This window comes from Sphingomonas sp. Y38-1Y (genome assembly GCF_032391395.1).
Classification (GTDB): Bacteria; Pseudomonadota; Alphaproteobacteria; order Sphingomonadales; family Sphingomonadaceae; genus Sphingomonas.
The window spans coordinates 2,801,626-2,825,703 of the sequence record NZ_CP135916.1; the positions used below are offsets into that span (position 1 = coordinate 2,801,626).

A 24,078-nucleotide genomic window follows, 5' to 3' on the forward strand; every position below is an offset into this window, starting at 1 on the left:
CCAAGCCGTCAGTAGCGCCGCGGTACGATGATCTCGACGCGCCGGTTCTGGGACTTGCCCTCCGCGCTGTCGTTGGAGGCGATCGGCACGCTCTCGCCCATCCCCTTCGTCGTCACCCGGCCGGGATCGGACAGCACCGACTTCAGGATGCCGCCGATCGTCTCGGCGCGCGCCTGGCTCAGCGCCATGTTGTCGGGGAAGCTCAGGTTCGACACCTTGTCGCTGTCGGCATGCCCCTCGACCAGGACGCTGCCCTGCTCTTCCTCGATCGCGCGGCCGATCCGCTCGAACAGCGCCTGCCGGCCGCTCTCGAGCTGGTCGGAGCCCGACTGGAACAGCTGGCCAACGGTGGTGCGGACACGCACGGTCTGCGCGTCCTCCTCGACCACCACCAGCTTCTGCGCGATCTCGGGCGCGAGGAATTGCTTGAGCTTCGAGGCCTGGGCGCTTTCCGCCGCGGGCATCGCCGCGCCGCTTCGCGACAGCGTCAGCGGATCGTCGGGGAAGATCGCCGCCAGCCGCTCGGACGGCGCATCCGCGCCCGACATGAGGAGAAGCCGCAGCACGATGTAGATGACCAGCAGCAACGCCGCCGCCCCCGCCGCGGCCAGCGCGATCAGGCTCCAGAAGCCGCGGCGCTCGCGCGGTGCCTTCTCGCCCCGCCATTCGGGCGACACCTCGACCGACGACACGGTCCGCGTCTGCGGAATCGCCGAGTTGAGCCGCGACAGGATCTCGTGCAGCCGGCGCTTGCCGTCCGGCATGATGCGAAAGCGCCCCTCGAACCCCGTCGCCAGGCAGGCGTGATAGAGCTCGATCAGATCGGCATTTTGCGCCGGGTCGCGCAGCATGTCATCGACCAACTGCCAGAAACGGTCGCCGCCGATATTCTCCTGGAAGAAGCTGACGACCATCGATCGGCGCGCCCATTCGGCACCGTCGCTGCCCGCATGCGGCAGATTCTGCGCAACGTCGTCGATCGTCGCGCACACCGCATACTTGGCGCGCTGACGTGTCTCCTGCGGGTAATGCGGCGTGATCGCGCGGTCGAAGGCGGCGATCGCCTGCGTCGCCTGATTGTGGAACTGCGGCAGCGCCACGCGAACGCGCCCGCCGCGAACGCTGGCGGCGAGGGCCAGGACCGGCCCGGCCTCCGCCAGCAGGATGTTGCGCACTTGGCGCGGGGTGGCCGGCAGCGGCACGTCGTCCTCGGCCAGCCGCGAGGGGGCGAGGTTGGACGGCGGCGCATAGGCTTGCGGCGCGGCAGCAGGCGGCGGTGCGTAGGCGGGGGGCGGTGCGGGCGGCTGCGGCGGGCCCCAACTGGCCGGCGCGGGCGGCGGCGGCGCGGCGCCCGGCTGTTGCCCCTGACGAAGTCCCTGGAGCGGTGACGGTCGGAAGACCGTCTTGTTGCCGCCCCCACCGCCCCCTTCGCTCATCGGTTCGCCCTCTTCACGCACCAGAGTTCAAGCTTGAGCTCGGGCCACTGCCCCGCGACGTGCAGGCCCAGGGCAGGCGCGGAGGCGAAGTCGCGCCAGTCGGCGGAGCCCCGGTCGAGCTCGAAATAGACATAGCCGGGCAGCACGCGAAGCTGCGGCGGGGGGGTGGGCGTGTGGCGGAGCGGTACGCCGGGCAGCGCCGAATCGACGATCTGCCGCATCTTGGTCACCGACCCGATCTTCGCGACGGACGGGAACACCGCGCGGATCTCCTCGACCGGCGAGGCGGCATTCACCGCGAGATAGAAATAGCCGGTGGTGTAAAGGTGATGATCGGTGATCTTGGAGACATAGGCGCCCGGCCCGGCGAGCTCGAGCGGCAGCCGGATCGCCGACCGGTCGAACACCGCCGACAGCATCGACTGGAGCAGGTCGATGACCGGGTCGAAGCAGAGCTGCGGGTTCTCATGGTCGTAGCGCGGCAGCGGCGGCGGCTTGCGGTCGGGCCGCACCAGTGTCGCCAGCTCGCCCGCCATCGACACGAAGCACTCGAACAATCGCTCGGGATGCACCATCGGCAATCCGCCGAGATGCTGGAGCACCGGCACCCAGCGATTGAGCGCCTGGAGGAGGAGGAAGCTCGCGAACGTCTCCGCGCCGCCATCGGTCGCCTCGACCGCGCGCAGCGCCAGTTCCTCGGCGCGCTGCTCGGCGCGGCCCAGAATGTCGGTCGCCGCCCCGCGCAGCCGCGGCGCCGCGTCGAAGTCGAGTGTCGGCGCGATGTAGCGGTCGTCGAGCATCACCCGCCCGTTCGCGACCTCCCGCACGCGCGCCGCGCCTAGCACGATCCGGCCATAGGTCTGGTCGCGGGTCACGCCGAAGCGCAGGTTCGGGCGCCCGAACGCGATCGGCTCGCTCACCCGCTCGTCGGCATAGGCGTCTAGCACCTCGCCCTCCTCGACGACGAAGCGCGCGTCGAACGATCGTGCCTCGACGTCCTTGAATTCGGTCGCGCCGGGCTGGCGTGCGGGCAGTGTCAGCGAAACGACGGCATCGCGCGCATCACCCGGCACGTCGAGCGGTTCGGGCGGCGGCAGCATGTCCGGAATGGCGAATGGCGTGCCGTCCGGCATCACCCCGCTGGCGCGTGCGACGCCGAACTTGCCCAGTGAAGCCAAGTCCTCATCTATGACGAGTTCAGTAAAGCCCCATGCCCAGGGCCGAACGCTATCGACGCGGTCACGAAGCTGACCGTCGAAAAAACGATCCTGTGCCTGGAAATGCTGTGGCCGGAGGAACATCCCCTCATGCCAAGCGACACGATTCCTGCCCGACATGCCCCATTCCCCCCGCCGCACTTTAAGCACAGCTTTCGTCCAGGCAAAAGCCGCGTTATCGTGACCGGTGGGGGAAAAGCGGTCGATGGTCGGCCGCGCGGGGGGATGCGCGATGGCCGATCAACCGGGCGCCGACGCGCCGTCGTTCGATCCGCGCAGCTGGGTTGCGGCTGCACCCGCGAGTGACGGCACGTCCTTCGATCCGCGAAGCTGGGCCGGGCCGCCATCGACGCCGGCGCCGCCTGCCGCCGGGCCGCGCGATCGCACGCGCTGGCTGGCGGGGGGGAGCGCCGCGCTGATCCTCGCGGCCGGCGCGCTCACGGCGCGGAGCCAGCGTGTCGACGCGCCGCAAACACCGGCTCCGACCGTCGCCGCGCCGGTCGCGACCGGCGAGGATGCGCCGCCCGCCAGCCGCCGAACGCTCAACATCGGCGGCGTGGCCGAGCTGCCCGACACGCTCGTCGCCGCGGGCGTCGTCCCCTCCGACACGGCCACCGCCGCAAAGGCCGCGATGGCGGCGCTGGGCGAAGCGGCGGGCGAGATCCGGCTGGAGATCGACCTGGTCGGTGCCGCCCCTAATGCGCGCCTCACCCGCCTTGCCGCCACGCGCGGCGATGGCGCGGGCGTGACGCTGCTCGCCAAGGCGGGCGGCGGCTATGCCGAACAGCGCGTCGCCGCCCAGCTGGAGACGCGGGTCAAGGTCGTGCGCGGCGAGCTCGATGCCGAGAGCTTCTACACCTCGGCGGTCGCGGCGGGGGTGACCGACAGCCTGATCGACGACTTCGCCAACGCCTTCTCGTTCGACTTTGACCTTCAACGGGAGGTCGCGCCCGGCGACATCTTCGAGGTTGCGTTCGAGCAGGACTACAATCCCAGCGGCGATCCCTCGGGGGCGCCCCGCCTCCTCTACGTGTCGCTCAGCACCGCCAAGAAGGCGCGCGCGCTCTACCGCTTCCTTGCGCCCGGCGAGACCGAACCCGGCTGGTTCGACGGCAATGGCGCGAGCACCGTGCGGTCGCTGATGCGCACCCCCGTCGACGGCGCGCGGATCAGCTCGACCTTCGGGTTCCGCAAGCATCCGATCCTGGGCTACCAGAAGCTTCACAAGGGCACCGACTTCGCCGCGCCGATCGGCACGCCGATGTACGCCGCGGGCGACGCCACGGTCGAGGTCGCGGCGCCGCGCGGGGCGGCGGGCAATTTCGTGATCCTGCGCCACGACAATGGCTGGCAGACGCGGTACATGCACCTCAACCGCTTCGCCCCCGGCCTGGTGCCCGGCGCGCGCTGGCGGCAGGGGCAGCAGATCGGCGAAGTCGGGACGACCGGCCGCTCGACTGGCCCGCACCTTCACTACGAGGTCTGGATCGACGGCGCCCCCGTCGATCCGCAGAGTATCGAGACAGGCACGGGCAAGACGCTGGCGGCCGATGCGATGGCGGCGTTCCGGCGCGAGCGTGACCGGATCGACTCGGCGCGCGCCGATCAGGCGAGCTGAGGGGCGGGCAGCGACGGTCGCCTGAACGCATCGATCGCCAGCGGCACGACGATCGCCAGCAGCGCGAACGTCATCGCCAGGCTGGCGTTGAGCCCCTCTTCCGACCCGCCCCACACCCCTGCGCCGACCAGGTCGAAGTCGCGGATCGCACCAAAGCCGCCAAGACCGGGATTGGGGTCGAGCCCGAGCACGAGCTGCTCCCCCGCATTCCAGACGAGATGCGCAAGCGTCGATGCGGCGATCCCCCCGCCCCGCGCCGCCAGCAGCCCGAACCACAATCCGCCGAGCAGCAGATTGAACAGCGTCAGCGGCGTCCGCGCACCGCCCAGCAGGTGCAGCCCGGCAAACGCCGCCGCACCCACGCCGATCGCCGCCGCAAGCCCCCAACCCTTCGCCAGCACCGGCTGAAGCCAGCCGCGGAAGAACGCCTCCTCGCCCAGCACCTGCACCGCGACCGCGACAATCCCGACCAGCGCCAGCGACGCTCCGCCGCCACCGGTCAGCGTGCCTGCGATCGAGACGAACGCGACCGCACTCGCCAGCCCGGCCAGGCCGAGCGCTGCGCCAAGCCCGGCGCCGCCACCGAACGTCAGTGCATTACCACCCGTCATCCGAGCACCCGTCGCAGCAACGCCGATCATCACGCCGAACACGACGATCGTGAACGTCGCCTCGATGCCAGCGTCACCCAGCCCCAGTCCCGCGATCGGCCCCGCGATCAGATGCGGAAGGCCGAGCACCATCGCCGCCATCAGCGCGATCGAGGCGGCAAGCGTCGCGGCGGCGCGGACGCCCGCGGTCATGCCCGAAGCGCGTTGGCGATGACGGGTACGCTGCCGAGCGGACCGAAGCGGCCGACCTGTTGCCCCTCCTCGCTGACCGACGGGAAGGCCATGCGCGGCCCCTCGCTCGTTTCGACACTCTTGGCCATCGCCTCCACCCCCGGCCGGCCGACGAACCAGCCAAGCTCGAAGAAAACGGGCAGCTCACGCCGCTGCGGCACCGGCGGCCGCTCGAACTTGCGATAGGGTTCGTCGCCGACCAGCGGCAGCGACGCGGTCACCCGCCGCTCGATCCGCTCGCCCGGCGCGATCCGCGTCGGCACTGGAACATTGAGCGCGTTGACGAACATGCCCGGAGGTGCCGCATGGAAGCGCGCGGTCAGCACCGCCTCCCCTTCCCCCACGAAGACCCAGGGGCGGTTCCGCATCGGCAGCTTGCCGCCGGCGGCAGGGTCATGGATGCCGTCCAGCAGGAAGATCGCCTCGCTCCCCGTCGCACGCGCTTCGTAGCTCAGCACCAGAGCGTCGGCCTCGACCGCCAGCGCGACGCGCACCGACAATCCCTGGAACTCCTTGGCCACCGTCATCGGCTTTTCCATCCTTCGTTGCGCGGCATCGCCCGCCTTGCCGCAACCGCCGAGCATCGGCCACAGCAGCGCGCCCAGCACGGATCGCCGCGCCAGCATCAGTAATAGCGCCGCTGCGGTTGCGGCGGGTCCCATTCGGCGCGGATGCTGTTCTCCGAATAGGGCGTCGCCGCGTCGTTATAGGGCGGGATGCCCGCGGTACGGACTTCCTCGGCAATGTAATGATTGTAGCCGCTGGGGTGCGTGGGATCGACGAGGTGGTCGTTCTGCACCTTGGCCATGCTCGCTTCACCGCGCGCGACGTGGGTGGCATGCGTCATCTCGTGCCCCAGGATGACGCCCGGCGGGGCGTTCATCCACGGCTCGCTGCCGTCGTACATGGTCGATGGATTGGGGTTCCACCGCACCGTCGATCCGCTGCCCGTCCCGTCGGTCGCGCCCGAACCGAAATCGCCGCAGCTGTCGCCGCCAGGCGCCGACTCCAGGATCGTCACCGGCTTGCCCGTCGCTTGCAGGTCGGCGAGCATCTTCGCGCCCGACGGCGTCGCCGCGATCGCCGCCATCGCGCGCAGCGTCGCCTCGACGAACTCGGGCGTGCCGCGGACGGTGACGTTGGGGAAGACCTGCACCATCGTCGGCGGTGCGGCGCCGCCCGCCATACCGATCAGCACGGTGAACATGCCCATGACGATCACGCCGCCATGCGCCGTCATGTCGAGGATGCGCGCGGCCGGGCTGCCGCTGACGATGGTCGTGAAGGCGCCGGTCGCGATGACGTCGGGCGGGCCGACACAAACGCACATGTCGCCGATCCGCGCCTGCGGCATCGCACCGGTCAGCACCGTCGGCGCGCAAGGCCCCGACACCGGTCCGCCGACATGCGGGACGATGCCCGTCACCATCGGACAGACGTGCATGTCGCCGATGCGTGCCGCGGGAAAGCCGACCACGCGCCCGACCCCTACCGCGCCGCGGTCCGCACGGGCTGCGTCAGCAACGGCTTGGTCGCGTCGCCGACGACGAAGTACGGCGCCCAGTAGAAGGGGTGGGAGTATTGCGGCTGCTTCATCAGCAGGCGCTGCGCGTCCTGAAGCGAGGTACCGATCGTCTGCGTCCGCGCGGCGGTATAAAAAGCGCGGATGAAGTCCTGGCTCTCCTGCTCGGCCGAGACCTGCCAATAGGTCGCGAGCACCGCGCGCGCATTGGCGGTCAGGAACGCGCGCACGAGCCCCTCCAGCGTCGAGCCCGCCTCCTCCTGCCCCGACGCACGCGCCAGCCCCTCGTCGCGCACGCCCGACGCGGTGTCGCAGGCCGACAGGACGACCAGGTTCGCATCGAGCCGCAGCGCCGCAATCTCGGAAAAGCTCAGCAGCCCGTCCGAATTGGCGTCGCCGAACGAGGTGACCAGCGCAGGCGGCGACTTCGCGCAACCCCACACGCCCTCCTCAAGGCCGTGGGTGGCGAAGTGCAGCACCTGATACTGGTTGAGGTCGCCGCGCGTCTCGATCGCGGTGTCGCTGAAGCTCGCGTCGATCAGCATTGGCGCCTGCGGCACGCCCAGCGCATCGGCCGCGAGGCGAAGCTCGGTCGCGGGGATCGGCTTGAACTCGCGCGAGAGCGCAGCAAGCTCGGTATAGGGCACCGAGCAGCCGAAGCCGACGCTGACCGTCCGCGCATTGCCGTCACCCGGCGGCGGCGCCTGATGCTCGCCGAAACCCATGAACGGATTCCGCGCAGCCGACGGCGGCAGCGCACGCGCAACGAGGAAGGAACGCGGCGACACCGCGTTTGAGATCGTCGTCGTCGCGGCCAGGAACGCGGTCTGGCTGAAGTCGAAGCCGCTCGGCCGCTTCGCCGCCGGGTCGAAGCGCGTGACGAGCGCGCCGACCGGCAATTTCTGGAGCGGGCCGCCCGGATCGACGACCAGCGCCTTGGTCGCGGTGATCGCCTCATAGGCGGGGCCGGTGATGAGGCGATAGAGCACGTGCGCCTTGGCATCGGCGAACGCGACCAGCGTGCCCTCCGTGGCGACCCGCCCGTCGATCGAGGCGCGGACATCGGCGGCGAGCTGGTTGAGGTCGGCCACCGCCTTGCTCGATCCCGCCACGCGATAGGCAAAGGCGCGATCGGCATCGACGAACAGGCCATAGGCGCGCGTGCCGAACTGGACGATCTTGAGATAGCCTTCGCCCGGCTTCAGCGCGCCGCGGATGTCGGCGATCGTCGCGGGCCGGTCGTCGACCGATCGGAAGCGCGGATCGGCGGCGAGCTGGTTGTCGATCGCGAGCAACCGCGCCTCGGCATCGGCGCGCTGGCGTTCGAGCTCGACGGGCGTCGCGACCGGCGCGTCACCGGCGCCGGACGACGCGCCGCCGGTCGAGATGGCATAGCGCAGCCGCGTGATCTCGCGCTCCAATTCGGCGCGGTCGCGCACCTTGACGCCGATCGCCGGGTCAGCGGTGACCACCGTCTGGATCTGGCTCAGCTGCCGCGCCACCGCCGGCTCGCCGGTGGCCTGCATCGCGCGAAAGAAGCGCTCGAACGTGTCGGCCTGCGGCGTCCCGCTCGCCTCAGCGACGAGCAGGTCGAAATAGCCCTCGATCCCGACCGGCGGAGCCGTGCCCGTCGCCCCCGCGGCGATCAGCGCATCGACGGCCTCGGCATATTCGCGGCGCGCCGCGTCCTTGTCCGCGCCCGATGCTGCGAACACTGCCGCGCGCTCCAACCGCGCTTCGGCGATCGCGGGCTCGGTGCCCGTGCCGGCGGTCGCGAGCGCGCCGGTGCGCAGCTCGGCGAGTGCCGCATCGAACGCCCCCAGCGCCTTCGACCAGTTCCGCTCGCGCGCCGCCAGCCGCCCGCGCTGCCGGGCGATCCGCGCGCCCAGCCACATCACCTGTGCCCGGTCGATCCGCTCGCCGCGAATCGGCGCATAGCTGCGCTCCGCCGCCGCCAGCGCGCGTTCGGCCCCCGGTGCGTCGCCGAGCGACAGCAGCGCGACGCTGCGCGCCCAATTGGCCTGCGCGTCAAGGACGAGTTGCTCGAGCTCGGCCGTGTCCGGCACCGACACGGCGCGCGAGATGTCCTGCGGCCGCTCGCCCGACCGGTTGAGCACGCGGACGAAAGCGGGGTCGTTGAGCGGATCGGCCGCGCCGACGCCCGTCACCGTCAGCCTGTCGAGCGCCGCCAGCGCCGGCCGGAACTGGCGCCGGTTGAGCAGGTCGAGCGCGCGATACGTGTCGCGCTTGCGGATCAGGAACGGGGTCGCCGCGGCGGGATCGCTCGCCATCAGCGCCTCGGCGCGGGCGAAATGTTCTTCCGCGCTGCCACCGAAGTTGATGTTCGAATCCGCCAGCGCGGCCTCCAGCAGCAGGCCCACGCGCGTCTGCGCCGGCGCGTCGGCCGGCAATCGGCTCAACGCGTCGTTGAGCACGCGCGACGCCTCGACATGCAGGCCCTTGTGGTTGAAGCCGATCCCCTGCGCGAGGGCGAGCGGCGCATCGAACCCGCCCGCCGCCGCCTGTTCCCCGCTCTGGAGCGGCGTCAGCGTCGCGAGATCGAGGCTGCTCGTCGTTACGCGCCCGGGATCACCGCCGGGCGCCTGCGTCCCCGCGACGATCGCCGCCGCTTCCTCCAGCGGCCCGGCGAGCGCGGGCGTGGCGGTGGCAACGAGGATGCGGCCACCCGACAGCGGCTGCTCGATTGCGATCGTCTCGGTCCCCAGCGACTTGTCGAAGCAGCGGCGCGCGCTTGCCCGGCCGCTTCGCAAAGTCACTGCGACCGGCGCGGCACAGGCGAGCTGCGCATCCAGCGCGCCGCGCCGCGCCGCGGTCGTCACGCGGATCGCCCCCAGCGGCCGCGCGGCGGCGACGTTGCGACAGGTGACGAGCCAGGAATAGTCGAACAGGTCGGGCGCCGCCGCGTCGCGCCACTGCCGCGTCGCCGTACACGGCTCGCCGCCGCTGTTGCGGCCCAGCGCGAAGCTGTCCGTTCCCGCCGTCGCCAGCCGCCCGCCCGTCGGCGCGCACGCGGCGAGCGTCGCGGCGCTCGCGAACCACAGGGCATGGGTGCGATGCTTCACGGCTGTTCTCCCGGCGCGGCGCAGCGGCCGGGCTCGACCTGGTCGCATTCGGGCACGATCGCGCCCGGATCATTGGCAAAGGCACCGGCGAACAGCGCCTCGTTGTTGCTGCCGACGACGGGGTCGAACGGCAGCGCGAAGTCGTCGGATGCCGCGAACACATTGAGGCGGCTCGAATCGAACACGTTGAGCGGCGCCTGTGCAATGACGGTGGTCAGGCACCCTGCCGCCGATCCGATGATGCAGCCGTTGACGCGGCTGGCGGGCAGGTTGATCCCGCTCGTCTCGATCGTCTGCGCGCCCAGGATCGCCGCCGAAATGCCGGTCACGCCGTTGATCGATCCGAACAGCGCGAAGCCGTTGCTCGCCCCGCCCCGCGCCGCATCGAGCACCAGCGCCGCGCTTCCCGCCGGCGCGTTGAGCGTGACGCCGGTGTTGAGCCCCTGCCCCCCGGTGTTCTGGAACAGGGCATAGCCGGAGTAGCGCACGGTCATCCGCCCCGCCGACACCAGGGTCGCCGCCCCGTCCGCATACGGGCTTCCGCCGACCAGTGCATTGTAGAGCGACGAGCCCGGATTGCTGACGAAGCGGCTCGCCACCTCGTCCGCCGACAATCCGCCGCCGGTGAAGTCGACGCGGTCGAGGAACCCCGCCGCTTGGCCCACGCCGATGCGGTCGGCATTGAGCTCGACAGCGGCATTGTCGAACAACAGCCGCCCGCCGCCGTCGGCGGTCGCCGCCACGCGGATCACGTCGGCGTAATCGATGCCGGTCGCGATCGGTCGCCCGCCGATGAAGAAGACGCGGCCCGCCCCGCTGCCGCTGACCGCGCCGGTCACGTCGACGCGCCCGCCTGCCCACAGGTTGACGCGGGCGCGTCCGGCGTCGGCGTCGAACGCGAGCGTGCCGAGCTCGATCGACCCGGTCGCACCGCCATCCAACGTCAGCGTCGCCGTCTCGATCCGCCCGACCTCGGCATTGGACAGCCGGAACCCGCCCGCGCCGGTGCCGTCGCCGACGCGCAACACCGCCGAGCCCGCGAGCCGGTTGACGAGCGTGACCGTCGTCGCGGCCACCGTGCCGCCAAGCTCGGCATCGGCCGCGGTCAGGGTCAGCGACGGCGCGGCAAACGAGCCGAGCGTCGCCAGACCGCTGGCCTGCAACGTCGCCGCGCCGCTCGCCCGCGTCGCCCCAAGCGTCAGGTCGCGGCCGGCGGTGACGCTGAGCGCGCCACTGGTGACGCTGCCGATCTGGACGCCCAGGCCCGTGACCGTGGTCGCGCCGACGACATCGATGCTGCCGATCGCCGCATTGCCGCTCGCTGCCGCGTCGAGCGTGCCGCCCGCCCGCAGCCCGCCGGTGGTGAGCGCGCCCGCGCCGATGCGCAGATTGCCGCCCGCACTCGCCGCCTCGATCGTCGCGACGCCAGGCGTGACGATGTCGAGCGTCGTCGCCGCGCCGAGCGCACCCGTGGTGACGCCCGCACCCTCGAGCCGCAGCGCGCCGCCCGTGCCGACGCGTCTCGTGGTCAGGTTGCCGCTCACCCGCACCGACGCTGCGTCGGTGATCTCGGCCGACCGGATCGCCGCATCGCCGTTCGAACTCAGGTCGAGCGACGCGGCGCGCAATGCTCCCGTCGTCACGCCGGCACCGGCGATCCGCATCGCGCCGCCAGCGACGGCGCTGTCGATCGTCACGCCACGCGTCGCGACGACGTCGATCGTGCTGCCGGCGCCGAGCGCGCCCGTCGCGATCTGCGTGCCCTCGATCCGCATCGCGCCGCCAGCGGTCAGTCCCGCTGTCGTCACCGATCCACCGCGCAGCGTCGCCGCACCAGCGGCGCTCGATGCGCCCGACACGGTCAGCGTGTCGGCCGCCGCGCTGAGGTCGCGGCCCGCCCGCACGCTGGCGATCCGCACCGTCGCACCCGACGCTGACACGTCACGGCCGGCGACGATCGCCCCTGCTTGCAATGATCCCGCCCCCGCGGGAAGATCGCCGCGCGCCGACGCTAGCAGCACGTCGCGCGCCGCATCGATGGCACCGACCGTGATGCTCGCACCTGCCACGTCGATGTCGCCGCTCCTCGCTCGCGTCTCGCCGAGCGTCGCCAGACCACCCGCACGCACCGTCACACTCCCCGCGCGCGTCGTGCCGAGCGTCACCGATGTCGGTGACGACGCTTCGAGCGCGCCGCCGACTTCGGACGACGACACGCGAACGCCGCCGAGGCCCGAGATCGTGGCGTCGCCCGTGATGCCGATCGCGTCGACCGCAGCCTCGCCACCGGCTGTGAGCTCCAGCGACGCCGCGTCGATCCGGTCGGCCCCCACCGCCCCGCTGGCGGTCAGGGTTGCTGCGGCGCCGGCGCTCAGCGTGTCGAGAACGATATCGCCCGCCTGCGCGGCGATCGCTGCGTTGCCGGCCGCCCGCGCCGGCCCGGCCACGCGCACCGACCCGCCGGTCAGCGCAAGCGTGCTGCCCGCGGTGACGCTCGCCAGGTCGATCGCGCCGCCCGCGGTGACTTGGGCGTCGCCGCCCGCCGCGACCGTCAGCGCGTTGCGCACGTCGCCGCCCGCGCGCACGGCCAGCGACCCGCCCGTGGTCAGCCCTCGCGCGAGGACCGAACCACCCGCCTGGATGTCGAGCGACGCCGCCTGGATCGTCCGAACCCCGACCGACCCCGCCGCGCGAACCTGCGTCTCGCCCGCGAAATCGAGCGTGCCGGACGACGCGTCGCCGGCACCTGCGATCAGCGTCGCCGCGCCGTCGCCGCTGGCGGTGTCGATCGAAAGGCTCGCGCCCTCGACGCGCACCGCACCGACGCTCGCAAGCCGCGCGATCGTCACCGCGCCGACCGCGTCGGCATCGAGCCCATCGGCGCCCAGCGTCAGCGTGCCCGCACGCAGCACCCCGCCCGACCGCAGCACCGCGCCGCCCGACAGCGTCGCCGCGCCCAGGATCGACAGGTCGCCAACGCGCGCGTCGGCGAGGAGCGATCTGCCGGTCACCTCGCGCAGCGACACCGAACCGCCGATGGTCGAAAGCCTCGCGCCGTTGAGCGTGCCGATGCCCAGCCGCCCCGCGGCGAGCGTGTCGACGCCGGCATTGCCGCTCGCAAAGCCGATCTCGGCACTGCCCGCTTCGGCGCGCAGCACGATCGTATCGGGGGTCGCAACGCTGCCGATCGCCAGTGCCGCGCCCGCTGCCGGATCGCCGCCCGTGGCGCGCGCGCCGATGCGGCCCGAGGAACTGCGCAGCGAGGTGAGCGCGACGGTCGCGCCGGTCACGTCGACGGCGCCGACGCCCGACCAGATGCCCCCTCTTATCTCGCCCGACGCAGCCGCATCGATCGACGAACCCGCGGCATTGCCGATCGCCAGCGCGCCGCCGGCGTTCAGCGCCAGGGCGCCCGATCCCGCATCGACATTGCCCGTGCGGATGTCGCCGCCGATCGTCGTCAGCGCGATCCCCTGCGCGGCGATGCTGCCCGCGCGCAGGTCGGCACCGTCCACCGTCAGCGACAGCGCCTCGGCCAGCGTCACGTCGCCCAGCGTCACCGGCGCGTCGAAGCGCACAGCGCCGCTCGCATCGGCGACCGCGCCGTCGATCGCCGAGAGCTGAACCAGCCGCGCCGCATCGACGCGGCCGAGCGTGATCGGCGCGCCCGGCGCCGCAAACAGCGCCAGCGTGCCACCCGTCGTGATGCTGGTATCGGTGGCGAAAGCGATCCCACCTGCGCCGCCGGAGCGCAGCGCCAGCGGCCCGCCGCTTGCGGACAGCGCCGCGCCGCTCCCCGCCGTGATCGCCACCGTCCGCGCGGTCAGGTCGGCGGCGGTGCTGTCGATCCGTGTGCCGGCCGCCAGCGCGATCCCGGCCCCGCGCGCGGTCAGCGTGCCGGCGGTGACGTTGCCCGAGAGCGCGACGTCGCGACCCGCCTCGATCGCCAGCGCGCCGGTCACCTGTCCGCCCGACAGGCTGATGCGGCCCGCGTCACTGGTGAGCCCCGCGCTCGCCGCCGCCAAGTCGGCGACCGTCGCGTCGCCCGCCGCGCGGACACTGGCGGCGCCGCTCACGTCAATGCGATCAGCACGGAACCCGCCGTTGCGGCTGATCAGCGCCGCGCTCGCGCCCGACAGGTCGGCGAGGCCGATATCGCCGACACTGGTGATGGCCACGCTGCCGCCCGCGTCGACACCGCCGCCGATCGTGACCGACGCCGGCGCGACCGTTCCGCCGATCGCGATGTCGCCCGCCACCGCGATCCCGCCCGTGACGTCCAGCGCCCCGTCGCGATCGAGCGTCAGGCTCGTCAGGTCGCTCTCGCCGCCGATGCTCGCGATCCGCGTCGCGCCGGTGCCCGTCAGCGCGATCGCGCCGTTGGCGGTGATCGCCCCCACCTGCACGTCGCCGACCGACCGCAGCGTGACGTTGCCGCCGGAGACGAGGTCGCCGGTCGTCAGGCCGAACCCGTCGAGCAGGATCTGCCCGCGAACCGCCACGCGGCCGGTGACGATGGGCGACAGGCGCACGATCCCCGTTGCCGCCGCCTCACCCCCGACGGCGCCTTGGAGATTGACGGCGTTCACGGCGCCAAGCACCACGCGATTGGCGGCGTCGCGCGAGCGCACGATGACGGTACTGCCATCGATGACGCTGGCCGCATCCAACCGGATGTCCCCGCCGACCGTGCCCCTCGTCGCAAGCTCGACCGTTCCGCCCAGATCGCCGGCGATCCGCGTACCCGCACCCGCGACGATGTCGCCGCCCGTTGCCGTGATCGCGATCGCACGCGGCGCCTCGATCGTCGTGGCGGCGCTGCTGCCTAAAGTGACCGATCCACCCGTAATCGACGCCGCAGTCGCCGCGACGACGCTGCCATTGACCGTAAGCGCACCCGTGGCGGTCAGCGCGACGCTGCCCCCGCTGCTCGCGACGCGACCGGCCAGGTCGAGCGCGCCGCCCGAGGTCGCGGCGAAATCGCCCGTCACCTGCGTCGCGCCCGTCAGCGAAAGGTCGTCGCCCGAGGTCAGCGCGGCCGAGGCGCCGTTCACACCCGCGACCGACAGGCTCGTCGCGGCGGTCAGCGTCGCCGCACCGCTCCGCGCCGTCACGACGCCCGTCGTCACGCTCGCGCTACTGCTGACCACATCGACGGTTTCGCCGCTCAGCGCCCCCGCCACGATCGTGCCGGGCGCCGTGAGCGTCAGCGCGCCGCTACGCGCCAGCGCGTCGCCGGTGGTGATGCCGCCCGTCCCGCTGGTCACGGCGACGCTTGCGCCGGTCAGCGCCGCGGTCGCGATCGCGCCGGTTGCGCGCAGCAAGACGTTCCCGCCCGCGCTTGCCGGACCCGTGATCGTCAACGTCTCCGGCCGCACGGCGGCGCCCACCGCCAGGGTCGTCGCGGCATCCGCACCGCCCAGCGTCACGCTGCCACCGCGCTCGACCGACACGTCGCCTGTCCATGCCGTGAGCACGCCGGTGGTCGTCTCCAATCCCGCACCCGCCACCGCCACGCGACCGCCAGCATCGATCGCGCCCGTCATGATTGCGCCGGGCGAGGTCAGCAGTACGTCGCCGTCGCTTCGCACCGCTCCCGTCGTCACCGCCGCGGCGTCGAGCGTCAACCCGCCGGTCAGAGTCACGTCGCCCAGCGTCAGCGCGCCGGTGCGCGTCAGTCCCTGCGCGGCGACGGCGGTGCCCACCGCGCCGTTCAGCACCCGCGCCTCGACCGCGCCGAGCGTCACCGCGTTGTCCGCGGTCCGGGTGCGGATCAGCACGTCGCTCTCGCGGTTCGCGCCCGCGATCAGCGCGACGCCGCCCGCCGCGATGTCGCCGCCGCTGGTCCCGCCGGTGATGAGCGACAGCCCCTCGCTGCCGACGCCATCGGCATTGGCCTGGAGCGTCGTGCCCGCCGCGCCGGTCAGCGTGCCGCCGCGCACCTCGATCGTCAGCGCGCCGTCGGCCGCCTGGAGCACATCCGCGCCGCCCAGCGTCACGCCCTGCCCGCGCACCGCATAGTTGCGACCGGCATCGACGGCGCCGGTGACGCTCGCCGCGCCCTCGGCCGTGACCGTCACCTCTCGCCCGGCCGCGATCGCGCCCGACAGCGCCGCGTCGCCCTGACCCGCGATGATGGCGTCGCGCACCGCCGTCATCGTCGCTGCGCCCGTGATATTATCATTGGCGCGGACGACGACGTCACCGCCCGAGGTCAGCGATCCGGCGGTGCTCACGGCCACGCTGCCCGCATCGGCACCGGCGGCGACGGTCACGCCGTCGACCGCGACCGGACTGCGCCCGGCGACGATCACTACGCCGCGCGGACCCGCAACCGCGCTGACCTGGCCATCGACCTGGAGCAGCGAGTCGACCACGTCCGCCTGCGTCGCCATCGCGAACGCGACGCTGCGCCCGTCGACGCTGCCCCGCACGATCTGCGCCGCGCCGCCGACCGACGTACCGCGATTGATCGTCACGTTGATCGGGCTGCCGGGGACGTAGGCGAGCGACACGTCCGTCGCGGTCACGAACGCCGCGTCCTGTCCGCCGGCATCCAGCGAACCCGCGCTGTCGATCGCCGGCGCGACGAGCACCAGCCCGCGATTGCCGGTGCCCAGGTTGATCGAGGCCCCACTCTCGATCCGCACCGCCGCCGTCGAGGCGGCGTCGGCGGTCAGGCGATAAGCGCCGCCGTTCTGCCCGATGAGGAACGCTGCGGCGCCGGGATCGAGCGTGGTGAGCACCAGCGAGCCGGTGTTGATCGCTGCCCCTTCGCCGACGATGATGCCGGCCGGATTATAGACCCAGATCGCGACATTGGTGTCCGACGACATCGACCCGCGGATCGCGCTGGGGCTTGCCGAACCGCTGACATCGCGATTGAGCACGGAGATTGGCGATCCGGGCGTCGCGCGCGTGTCGCTGAACCGCGCGGCGGTTTCGGCGGGGACGTTGAAGCCGTTCCAATTGATGACCGTCGCGCTTGCCTTCAGGTCGACCTGGAGCGAGGTGGCGGTGGGATTGCCGATGACCGGCGCCGTGCCGCCGGGCGAGACCGACGCGCCGACGACCTGTGCGGGGCCGGGCAGGCTCTGCGCCGCCGCCGCCGCGGGCACCAGCGCGCTCGACAGGATGAGCGCGGCGCGGAGCCCCTTGCGGCCGGTCGTGATGTCCATCGCCCTTCTCCCCCCTATCCGGCCCCGTCCGGCTCAGCGTGCGCGATCCTGGAACCGCCATGTCAGCGACGCGAGCAGCCGGTCCGGTGGCCGCCGCCGGTCGATCAGCAGCGCGCGGTCGATCGGATGCGCGTATGTGAGCTCAAGCAACGCCGTCTCGAACAGCCGGAGGTGAAGGCCGCCGCCATAGCTTCGCAGCGTCCGGTTCCGCTCGCTCGCATTCTCGTCGAGATTGTCGAGGTGGACATAGTCGTAGAAGCCGAACACCTGCGGCGCGACCTTGGGATCGACGGGCACGTCGGCGCGAAGCTCACCACGGAACGCCGCCGCGCGATCGCCGCTGTTGGCGCCGGGATCATAGCCGCGCCCGATCGTCAGGTTGCCGAGTGAGAATTCCTCGTAGTTGAGGAGCGGATCGTTGGTCCATTGCACCAGGCTCTCGCCCGCGACGCTGAAGATCGATCCGATCGCCGCCGAGGCGCGCACGCTCGCGCGCACCACGAACGCGGTCGCGCGCCCGTCCAGTCGCGACTGCAGCGCGCCGCCCTGCGCAAACCCCGCTTCGCTCGGGTCGAAAATGTCGAGGCCCTTGCGCAGCTCCACGTCGGCGGCCAGCGACCAGGCGGTGCCGCCATCGCCGCGCAGGCCCCGGACGTTGCCGTCGATCGACACGAACCCGACGCGCAGCTTGTCCTTCGACAAGGGTAGCCGCTGGTCGCCGCTGACCAGGTCGGTGGTCTGGTCAATATAGTCGAAGCCGAGGCCCGCCGTGACATTCTCCCGCACCGAACGAACCAGCGGCTGCGTCACGTCGAAGCCCGCCACCAGCGTCTTGGTGCGATAGTCGAGCTGGTCGAGATCGGGCCGCGACCAGGCATGCGTCGCGCGCACGCCAAAGGTTGTGCCCGCGGTGCCGAGCGTCATGATGTGCCCGCCCTGGACGATCACCTGCTCGTCGAAGTCGGCGGTCGACGACGCGCCGAGGTAGGTGATGTCGCCCATGCCCGTCAGGCCGTAGAATTCGCCCCGAACATAGCCGACCTCGCGCCCCAACAGCCGCGAGTTATAGTTCTGGACGTTCGCGACGACGGCGAAGCGGCGATAGTCGATCGCCAGTTCGCCGATCACCTCGCCCGGCGCGGTGCCCGCGGGGCGGAGCGCCAGCCGGACGTTGAGGCCCGGCACATCGTCGGCGAGGAGCAGGATGCGCGCCGCCTCGATCTCGTTGAGCGGATCAAGCGCCTCGAGCTGTGCGACGCGGGCGCGGAGCAGCGCTTCATAGGGGCCGGCATCGCCGCGCACGCGCGTCTGGACGATGCGCGCGGTGACGACGTTGAGCTTGAGCTCGCCGCCTGCGATCTGCTGCGGCGGCACCTGGATCGACGCGACCCAGCCGCGCCGGCGCAGCGCCGCATTGGCCGCATCGCGGATGTCGCAGATGACGCGGATCGGCTGTGTCCCCGTCGGCACCGTGATCCCCGACAGCGCCGCGGCGATCGCGGGTGCGGGCGCACTCCCGTCAGGCCGGGTGAAGGCGACGCGCGTCAGGTCGACGGTGAGCGCGGAGTCGGCGAAGGGGCATGGCGCCTGCTCCACTGCGCCGCGCGTATCGACGTCGACGCGCGGGGTCGCGCGCGGTTCGGGGGCGGGCGGCGTGATCTCCGGCGTGCTGGGCAAAGCGGGCGGCGGCACGGTCTGCTGCGCCGCAGCCGCGCCCAAGGGCAGCAGCGCGGCGCCGACGAGCAGCGCAGCCGACATCGACATGGACGTCCGCATCCTTGACCTTCCCCCCAGGCCAGTCGCCCGGACGAAGATCGACCGGACGTTACGCGACTCTCACGATGTTCTTGTACAAGCTTCCCCGACCGGAGGCTTAGTCTTGACCGGGTCATCGCGTCAATTGTGCATTGAGGGATTGCGACCGGGCGGCGCGCCCGTTAGCCGCCATCGCGACGGCCCCGTAGCTCAGCTGGATAGAGCAAGTGCCTTCTAAGCACTAGGTCGCAGGTTCGAGCCCTGCCGGGGTCGCCACAATCTTCGATGTCGCCCGACTATTCGCCCGGCCGCGCCTCCGGCGCCACAGGACGGCTGCGGTTGATGAGCAGGGGCAGCGCCAGGAGCGAGACGCCGATCATCACCGCATAGGCGATGCTGGGCCCCGCGCTCCAGATCAGGCCCGACAGCGCGGTGACGCCCGCCAGGATCGCACCGATGAAGACGGCGTTCAGGCCCTGCGCGCTCGCCGCCAGATGCGCGGGCACGCGCCGCGCGATCATCATCATCGGCGCGAGCAGCGGCCCCGTCGACGACAGGCCCTGCAAACCCTGCGCGACATAGAGCACCGGCAGCGAGGGATCGGTTGCCATGATCGCCCAGCGGATCGCGGCTGCGATCGCGGCGAACAGGATGAGGATGCGCGGATCGCGCCCGCCCAGCAGCGCACCGCCAAAGGTGAAGACGACGATCTCCGACGCGATCGCGACCGAATTGAGGAAGCCGATCTGCGTCGTCGAGATGCCGCCCGCGGCCCACTGGATCGCGCCGAAGCTGTTGACGACGCCGTGGCTGCCCATGATGCACGACGCCGCGATCATCGCACCGATCAGCGTGCGATCGCCGAACAGGTCGCGCCAGCTTCCGCGTGCATCGGCTTCGTTCGCGGCGAGCCGCCGGTCGCCCGGCAGGATCATCGCGACCGCGGGGGTCAGCAGGAGGAGCGCGGCGATCAGGATCGGCACCGATCCGATCCCCGTCTGCGTCACCGTCCATCCCGCCGCCGCCGTCGACACGACAACGCCGATCGATCCCCACACGCGCAGCCGCCCGAAATCGAGCCCGGCCGCGCGCACCGCCATGCTGGCATAAGCATCGACGAGGACGGGGATCTGGTCCCAAACGACTGAGAACACAACGACGATGGCGAAGCGCTGCGCCGCGCTGTCGGCCTGCGACAGGAGCGCGACGAGGATCGCCGCGGCGCCCGCGCTGATGGCGATGCCGCTCCGCACGTGGCGGTGCTTGCCCGCCCAGTTGGCGATCGGCGCCACGGTCACCAGCCGCAGGATCAGCGGGATTGCCATCAGCAGCCCGATCTCGGCGGGCGTCGCGCCCTTGCTGGACAGATAGAGCGGGATCAGCAGGAAGAACCCGTAGTGCAGATAGAGCGCGGCGTAGAGCGCCGAGGTCTTGAGCGCGAGCCGCGGCGGGCGCACGCCCGTGCCGCCGTCCAGCTCGTCCGCCTGCATCGCGCCGGCCATCAGCATCGCCTTTCCCCATCCCCGTTGCGGCCGTCCAGGAGATCGACAAAGGCTGCGGTCACGCCGTTGGTCCAGCCAAAGCCCACCTGCGGCACATATTCGCCGCCGGCGCCTCGCCCGCCCAGTTCGACATCGTATTTCTCGTGGATCGCGCCGCTGCGCCGGAACTCGGCATCGACCGTCGCGATCCAGCGGGTCGCGATCGTGTCGGCCAGCGCCGCGTGCCCATATCGGCGGAGGCCGCGGAACGCGATCCACTGGAGCGGCGCCCAGCCATTGGGCCAGTCCCATTGCTCGCCCGTCTCGACCAGGGTGGTGCGAAGACCGCCCGGCCCCAGCAGCCGATCGGCGACGATCCGCGCCGCCGCCTCGGCCTGTCCAGCGGTCGCGACGCCGGTGAACAGCGGCGCGAGCGTGGCGGCGGTCGGCCGGTCGGCGAGGCGCCCCTGCTCCAGATCGAAGTCGCCGTACCAGCCGGCGGGCGACCACAGCCAGCGATGCATCGCGGTCCGACGGCGCCGCGCATGCTTGCGGAACTGCGCCGCGACCCGGTCGCGGCAAAGCGCGTCGGCGAACTCGGCGATCGTCACCTCCAGGCCATAGAGGAAGGCGTTGAGATCGACGGGCACGATCCGATGCGTCCGGATCGTCGCGAGGTCGCCGCCCTCGGCCAGCCAGCGCGAGGAAAAGTCCCACCCGCTTTCTGCGCCCGCACGCAGCGCGCGGAAGACGTCGGCCGGGTCGCGCTGGCCCGATGCGGTCGCCACGTCCTCGGCAAAGGATTCGTCTCGCGGCGTGTCGCGATCATCCCAGTAACGGTTGAGGCGCGCGCCATCGGGCATCGCGAACACGCGCCCGCCGCGGGCGTCCTCCCGCATCCAATAGGCGTGCTCGGCCAGCATCGCCGCCAGCCGACGCGCCTGCACCGCCGGATCGGCATCGGGGAGCAGCCGCAGCATCGCGAAATAGAGCGGCGGCTGCGACCGACTGAGATAATAGCTGCGCGTGCCGTTGGGGATGTGCCCGAACCGCTCGATCAGGCCGGTGAACGCCTCGACCATCCCGCGCGCCACGCTCTCGTGCCCGTCGCGCACCAAGCCCAGCATCGTGAAATAGCTGTCCCAGTAATAGAGCTCGGCAAAACGGCCGCCGGGCACCGCATGCGGCTGATCGATCGGCAGCAGCGACGTGCCCGGCACCGCATCGTGCGGCGGCCGGATCAGCTCCGGCCACAGCGATCGGATATAGCCGCGCAGGTCCTCTTCCCGCACCGCCTCGTGCACCGCGACGGAGGCGGGCAGCGCGAAATGCGCCTCGACGAAGGCGCGCAGGTCGGCGTCGTCGCGCGGCGTTCCGGCAAAGCGCGCCATCACCTCGGCGGCGGGCATCGCCGGCACCGCGTCGACGAAGGTCTTGCCGTCGGCGAACAGCCGCCGGAGCTGAACCGCCTCGAACAGCGGGCCATAGCGGTCGGCCGGCGACAGGACCGGATCGTCCGGCATCCACATGCTGATGGCTCCGATGCCGGACGGAAGCTTAGTTGCCAAACCGGTAGCCGACGCGAATGCCGTACATCCGCGGCTCGGTATAGGTCAGGCCCACGACCGACGGCCCGGCGGCATAGAGATCGATCACGCCGACGGGCTTCGCGACATTGGTCAGGTTGGTGCCGAACGCGGTGATGCTGAGCGGTCGCCCGCCGACATTGTTCAGCCCGACACTGGCGTTGAGCAGGCCATAGCCCGGCAGCTCGCGATAGAAGGACTGGTTGGTCTGCGCGGTCGAGACCTCGGTCTGGCGCACATAGTTGGCGCTGAGCGTCAGGTCGCCCGCACGCCCCAGCGGCGCCTCGTACGTCCCGCCGACCGAGAATTTGTGCTCGGGCGTATAGGGGAAGGGCGCGCCGTTCAGGATCGCACCCGCGCTCGCATCGGCAACCTCGGTATAGCGCGCGTCGATATACGAGTAGCTGCCGTTGAGCGTCAGCCCGGTGAACGGGATGAGCGCGGCGTTGATCTCGACACCCTGCACCCGGCCCTTGGCAGCGCTGCGCGTGACGTTGAGCACGACGCCGCTCACCTGTTCGGCGGTCGTGCGCTGGATGTTGTCGTAATTGCCGCGATAGGCCGCGACGTTCAGCCGGCCCTTCATCGTGCCGACGTCAAACTGGGCCTTCAGCCCCGCCTCGATGTCCGACAGCCGCTCGGCGGGGAACACGCGAAAGGCCGAACCCTCGGGCACCGGGCCGTTGACGCCGCCCGACTTGTACGCGTCGCGCGAGGTCAGATAGACATGGATGCCGCTCGACACGTCATAGTCGATCGTGGCGGTGTAGCTCAGGTAATCGTCGTCGAACGTTCCCTCGACCGCCGGCGGCGCGATCAGCGTCGTGGCGGTGAAGCTGTGCTCCCAGGTATAGCGAAGCCCGCCGGTCAGGCTCAGCCCGCGAAGCGCCGGGGTCAGTACGCCCAGGTCCACGGTCGCTTGGCCGAACACCGCTTCGCTGCGGTTCTTCAGCACCTGAAAGAAGGGCACCGGCGGGATCAGCGTGCCGACCGGGAACAGCGTGAACTCCTGGATACCTGCCGGCCCGCTCCACGTCTGACGGTCGAGATAACCGCCGATCGAGAAGTTGATCGCGCGATTGGCGGCGGTCCCCTGAAGCTGGAGCTCCTCGGTGAAGGTGTTGGGCGCGAGCACCGGGATGCCGCGGCTGACCTGTCCCGCGAGCGGCAACGGCGTCGCGTCATAGTCATAGGTGTATTTGCTGCGAAACTCCGAATAGCTGGCGATGTTGCGCAGCTTCAGCGTGTCGCCGAGGTCGATCGAGGTCTGGTTGACCACTTGCCAGTAATCGGTCAGCGATCGCTGGTTGAGGTCGTAGCTGACGCGGCGCGGCCCGCGCCCCTGCTGGTCGGCGAGCTGCGAGCCGATCGTCGGATAGAACAGGCCGATCAGCGCCGCCCCCGCCGGATTGACCGCGCCCAGCACGGTGCCGCCACCATTGGTGTCCGAGTTGTAGTAGCGCGCGACCGTATAGCTCTCGATCCCGTCGGCGGGACGGAGCGTTAGGCCTAGGCGAACACTCTGATAAGCAAGGTTGTCGTAATCCTTGCCCGCAAAGTTCGGCCCGACATCGATGGTATAGCCATCGCGGCGACCGACCTCGCCCGCAACGCGCAGCAGCACCTTGTCCGGCACGACGGGCAGGTTGAGCGCGCCCTCGATCCGCGCATTGTTGTAGTTGCCATACTCGGCGCGGACATAGCCCTCGAACGCGTTTCGCGGCTTCGCAGGCTCGAACAGGATGTTACCGCCGGTCGCGTTCTTGCCGAACAGCGTGCCCTGCGGCCCCGACACGACCTGGACGTTGGCGAGGTCGTAATAGGTGCCGACGCGGCCATCGATGCTGGTGGTGTTGGGGACTTCGGCGAAATAGTTGATGACGCCGGGGGTCGACCCGAACGCCGGCCCCTGCCCGCGCAGCGCGAAGAAGGCGAATTCGCGCGGATAGCCGCCATTGATCGTGAACAGCGAGGGCGTGTTGTCGGCGAGCGACGTGCGGTCGGTGATCGCCTTCTGCACTAGCACCGCGGGCGTGAAGGCCGTGACCGCGACCGGCACGTCCTGCAGATTCTCCTCGCGGCGACGGGCTGTGACGACGACGTCGGCAAAGGCGTCGGGATCGGTGCCGGACGGGTCGGTGGCCGCCTCAGCGGTCTCGCCCGACACCTGCGCCATGGCCGGAGCGGCGTGCATCATCACCAACGCGCTCGCCGTCGCCCAGAGCTGCCGCTTCATCGATCATCCTCCCTCACGTCCGGCGCTTCGCCGTTCTGTCACCCTGACCTGCGTCGTTTTGATATCGATGTCAATCTAACTCCTTCGGGGTATGGACAAGCCCCATTTTGCTCTACAGGCTGAT

Annotated in this window: 12 protein-coding genes and 1 tRNA gene; 2 read left to right on the plus strand and 11 right to left on the minus strand. The window is 71.2% G+C overall.

Annotation, left to right across the window (positions count from 1 at the left end):
• Positions 1-8: 8 nt before the first annotated feature.
• Together icmH and tssK are read right to left on the minus strand one after the other, a co-directional pair.
• Positions 9-1,436, minus strand: coding sequence for a type IVB secretion system protein IcmH/DotU (gene icmH, locus RS883_RS13380; RefSeq protein WP_315760680.1), 1,428 nt, complete (start codon positions 1,434-1,436; stop codon positions 9-11).
• Positions 1,433-2,773 carry a type VI secretion system baseplate subunit TssK gene (gene tssK, locus RS883_RS13385; RefSeq protein ID WP_315760681.1) on the minus strand — a complete coding sequence of 447 codons (1,341 nt, stop codon included), beginning with the start codon at positions 2,771-2,773 and terminating at the stop codon, positions 1,433-1,435. Before tssK ends, icmH begins: the two co-directional genes overlap by 4 nt.
• 112 nt (positions 2,774-2,885) lie before the next feature.
• On the opposite strand from tssK, the gene RS883_RS13390 reads away from it, so the two are divergent.
• Positions 2,886-4,271 (plus strand): M23 family metallopeptidase, encoded by a 1,386-nt coding sequence (locus RS883_RS13390; protein ID WP_315760682.1) that lies wholly within the window; start codon positions 2,886-2,888, stop codon positions 4,269-4,271.
• Here RS883_RS13390 and RS883_RS13395 read toward each other — a convergent pair.
• Genes RS883_RS13395 through RS883_RS13420 form a run of 6 tightly spaced genes read right to left on the minus strand, consistent with a single transcriptional unit; the run spans position 4,259 to position 18,660 of the window.
• Positions 4,259-5,074: a CPBP family glutamic-type intramembrane protease gene (locus tag RS883_RS13395; protein WP_315760683.1), complete on the minus strand. Its 816-nt coding sequence runs from the start codon at positions 5,072-5,074 to the stop codon at positions 4,259-4,261. The two genes, RS883_RS13390 and RS883_RS13395, sit on opposite strands and share 13 nt — an antisense overlap.
• The gene (locus RS883_RS13400; RefSeq protein WP_315760684.1) at positions 5,071-5,739 is read right to left on the minus strand and encodes a hypothetical protein; all 669 of its coding nucleotides are present in this window, start codon (positions 5,737-5,739) and stop codon (positions 5,071-5,073) included. Before RS883_RS13400 ends, RS883_RS13395 begins: the two co-directional genes overlap by 4 nt.
• Complete coding sequence (locus RS883_RS13405) at positions 5,739-6,590, minus strand: M91 family zinc metallopeptidase (protein WP_315760685.1); 852 nt, start codon at positions 6,588-6,590, stop codon at positions 5,739-5,741. The genes RS883_RS13400 and RS883_RS13405 overlap by 1 nt, the downstream gene beginning before the upstream one ends.
• A gap of 11 nt (positions 6,591-6,601) precedes the next feature.
• On the minus strand, positions 6,602-9,718 hold the full coding sequence (locus RS883_RS13410) for a CHAT domain-containing protein (protein ID WP_315760686.1): 3,117 nt from the start codon (positions 9,716-9,718) through the stop codon (positions 6,602-6,604).
• On the minus strand, positions 9,715-16,896 hold the full coding sequence (locus RS883_RS13415; RefSeq protein ID WP_315760687.1) for a filamentous hemagglutinin N-terminal domain-containing protein: 7,182 nt from the start codon (positions 16,894-16,896) through the stop codon (positions 9,715-9,717). Before RS883_RS13415 ends, RS883_RS13410 begins: the two co-directional genes overlap by 4 nt.
• Before the next feature lie 33 nt (positions 16,897-16,929).
• Entirely contained in the window at positions 16,930-18,660 is a 1,731-nt protein-coding gene (locus RS883_RS13420) for a ShlB/FhaC/HecB family hemolysin secretion/activation protein (RefSeq protein ID WP_315760688.1), read from the minus strand.
• Positions 18,661-18,850: 190 nt separating this feature from the next.
• On the opposite strand from RS883_RS13420, the gene RS883_RS13425 reads away from it, so the two are divergent.
• Positions 18,851-18,927 (plus strand) — tRNA-Arg (locus RS883_RS13425).
• A 20-nt stretch (positions 18,928-18,947) separates the two neighbouring features.
• On the opposite strand, the gene RS883_RS13430 is transcribed toward RS883_RS13425, so the two are convergent.
• Genes RS883_RS13430 through RS883_RS13440 form a run of 3 tightly spaced genes read right to left on the minus strand, consistent with a single transcriptional unit; the run spans position 18,948 to position 23,954 of the window.
• Positions 18,948-20,153: an MFS transporter gene (locus RS883_RS13430; protein WP_315760689.1), complete on the minus strand. Its 1,206-nt coding sequence runs from the start codon at positions 20,151-20,153 to the stop codon at positions 18,948-18,950.
• Positions 20,153-21,661, minus strand: coding sequence for an alpha,alpha-trehalase TreF (gene treF / locus RS883_RS13435; protein WP_315760690.1), 1,509 nt, complete (start codon positions 21,659-21,661; stop codon positions 20,153-20,155). The genes RS883_RS13430 and treF overlap by 1 nt, the downstream gene beginning before the upstream one ends.
• Positions 21,662-21,689: 28 nt before the next feature.
• Positions 21,690-23,954 (minus strand): TonB-dependent receptor, encoded by a 2,265-nt coding sequence (locus tag RS883_RS13440; RefSeq protein ID WP_315760691.1) that lies wholly within the window; start codon positions 23,952-23,954, stop codon positions 21,690-21,692.
• Between the last annotated feature and the right edge of the window lie 124 nt (positions 23,955-24,078).

What these genes read in the sequence shown, in the direction of transcription:
- RS883_RS13415 (WP_315760687.1), bottom strand. Translation starts at nt 16,896, where the DNA reads ATGGACATCACGACCGGCCGCAAGGGGCTCCGCGCCGCGCTCATCCTG.
- RS883_RS13395 (WP_315760683.1), bottom strand. Translation starts at nt 5,074, where the DNA reads ATGACCGCGGGCGTCCGCGCCGCCGCGACGCTTGCCGCCTCGATCGCG.
- icmH (WP_315760680.1), bottom strand. Translation starts at nt 1,436, where the DNA reads ATGAGCGAAGGGGGCGGTGGGGGCGGCAACAAGACGGTCTTCCGACCG.
- RS883_RS13420 (WP_315760688.1), bottom strand. Translation starts at nt 18,660, where the DNA reads ATGTCGATGTCGGCTGCGCTGCTCGTCGGCGCCGCGCTGCTGCCCTTG.
- RS883_RS13430 (WP_315760689.1), bottom strand. Translation starts at nt 20,153, where the DNA reads ATGGCCGGCGCGATGCAGGCGGACGAGCTGGACGGCGGCACGGGCGTG.
- RS883_RS13390 (WP_315760682.1), top strand. Translation starts at nt 2,886, where the DNA reads ATGGCCGATCAACCGGGCGCCGACGCGCCGTCGTTCGATCCGCGCAGC.
- tssK (WP_315760681.1), bottom strand. Translation starts at nt 2,773, where the DNA reads ATGTCGGGCAGGAATCGTGTCGCTTGGCATGAGGGGATGTTCCTCCGG.
- treF (WP_315760690.1), bottom strand. Translation starts at nt 21,661, where the DNA reads ATGTGGATGCCGGACGATCCGGTCCTGTCGCCGGCCGACCGCTATGGC.
- RS883_RS13440 (WP_315760691.1), bottom strand. Translation starts at nt 23,954, where the DNA reads ATGAAGCGGCAGCTCTGGGCGACGGCGAGCGCGTTGGTGATGATGCAC.
- RS883_RS13400 (WP_315760684.1), bottom strand. Translation starts at nt 5,739, where the DNA reads ATGCTGGCGCGGCGATCCGTGCTGGGCGCGCTGCTGTGGCCGATGCTC.